Origin of the sequence: Actinomadura sp. 7K507 (assembly GCF_004348425.1) — a bacterium.
Taxonomy (GTDB): domain Bacteria; phylum Actinomycetota; class Actinomycetes; order Streptosporangiales; family Streptosporangiaceae; genus Spirillospora.
Window position 1 is genome coordinate 1 of the sequence record NZ_SMKK01000486.1, and the last position, 2151, is coordinate 2151.

Here is a 2151-nt window from a genome sequence, read left to right on the forward strand (position 1 = left end):
CTTTCGCTGCGCGGCTGGGTGGGCTGGATGAGTCCGGTCGCCGGGGTGCGGTGGTTGATCTGGTGCGCTCGCACATCGGTGAGGTGCTGGGGTATGGGCCGGACGTGGCTGTGCAGCCCGATCGGGCGTTTCAGGATCTGGGTTTTGATTCGTTGACCGCGGTGGAGTTGCGCAATGCGTTGTCGGGGGTGACCGGGCTGCGGTTGCCGGCGACGCTGGTGTTCGATTACCCCAACGTGCAGGCGCTGGCGGGGTATCTGCTGGGCGAGTTGGCCGGTGGCGCCGCCCCGGCGGTGTCCGGGGCGGCGCCCGGTCACGGTGTGGTGAGTGATGAGCCGATCGCGATCGTGGGGATCGGGTGCCGCTACCCCGGCGGGGTGGCCTCGCCGGAGGGGCTGTGGCGGCTGGTCGCCGAGGGCATCGACGCGGTGTCGCCCTTCCCCGCCAATCGCGGTTGGGACGTCGAGGGCCTCTTCGATCCGGAGCTGACACGGCCGGAGACCACGTACGTGCGCCAGGGCGGGTTCCTGCACGACGCGGGCGAGTTCGATCCGGGGTTCTTCGGCATCAGCCCGCGTGAGGCCTTGGTGATGGATCCGCAGCAGCGGTTGCTGCTGGAGACCTCGTGGGAGGCGCTGGAGCGGGCGGGCATCGACCCGCACGCGCTGCGCGGCTCCTCGACCGGGGTGTTCGCCGGGATGATGTACCACGACTACGTCACCGGGGCGAGCTCAGGCAGCGTGGTGCCGGGTCGGATCGCCTACACCCTCGGGCTGGAAGGCCCCGCGATGGCGGTGGACACCGCCTGCTCATCGTCGCTGGTAGCGCTGCATTTGGCCGGTCAAGCCCTGCGGCAGGGCGAGTGTTCTCTTGCCCTGGCCGGTGGGGTGACGGTGATGGCGACGCCGGAGACGTTCGTGGAGTTCAGTCGGCAGCGTGGCCTGTCGAAGGACGGCCGGTGCAAGTCGTTCGCGGCGTCCGCGGACGGCACCGGCTGGGCCGAGGGCGCCGGGGTGCTGGTGCTGGAGCGGTTGTCGGACGCTGAGCGTAATGGTCATCGGGTGTTGGCGGTGGTGCGTGGGTCGGCGGTGAATCAGGATGGTGCTTCCAATGGTTTGACCGCTCCTAATGGGCCGTCGCAGCAGCGGGTGATTGCGCAGGCGCTGGCCGGGGCGGGGCTCAGTCCCGGCGAGATCGATGCCGTTGAGGCGCACGGCACCGGCACCACTCTGGGCGATCCCATCGAAGCGCAGGCGTTGATTGCCGCCTACGGCGAGGACCGGCCGGAGGGTCGGCCGCTGTGGCTGGGGTCGTTGAAGTCGAACATCGGTCATGCTCAGGCGGCTGCGGGTGTCGGGGGCGTCATCAAGATGGCGATGGCCCTTCAGCATGGAGTTCTTCCGCGGACGTTGCATGTGGATGAGCCCAGTCCGCATGTGGACTGGTCGGCAGGGTCGGTACAACTGCTTACTCGGGCCCAGCCCTGGGAGCCCAACGGGCATCCGCGGCGGGCCGGTGTCTCCTCGTTCGGGATCAGCGGCACCAACGCCCACGTGATTCTGGAAGAGGCGCCTGCGGCGGAGCCGCAGCCTGAGCCTGAGGCGCGGGTTGAGTTGCCGGTGGTGCCGTGGGTGCTCTCGGCCAAGTCCGAGGCCGGGCTGCGCGCCCAGGCGCGGCGGCTGGCCGAGCACGTGTCCGATCGTGAACTGGATTCGGCCGATGTGGGGTTCTCGCTGGCCACCGGCCGCGCTCATCTGGAGCACCGTGCGGTGGTGCTGGGCGCCGACCCCGATGAACTGCTGGCCGGGCTGGACGGTGTCACTGGCCGTTCGGTTGTTGGTGGGCGGTTGGCGGTGGTGTTCTCCGGTCAGGGCAGCCAGCGGCTGGGGATGGGCCAAGACCTCTACGCCGCGTTCCCGGTGTTCGCCGACGCCTTCGATGAGGTGATGGCCCATTTCCCCGAACCACTTCGCCAGGTCATGTGGAACAACACCGACAACGGCGGCGGTGGTGGGTTGGGGGATACCGGGTGGGCGCAGCCCGCACTGTTCGCCATCGAGGTGGCGCTTTACCGGCTACTGGAAGCATGGGGGGTGCGGCCGGACTACCTGGCCGGGCACTCCATCGGAGAACTGGCCGCAGCACACGTCG

At 69.2% G+C, this 2151-nt stretch carries 1 protein-coding gene; it reads left to right on the plus strand.

From position 1 onward, the window contains the following. The coding region (locus E1285_RS44680; RefSeq protein ID WP_132160967.1) for a type I polyketide synthase at positions 1–2151 on the plus strand (2151 nt) is incomplete at both ends.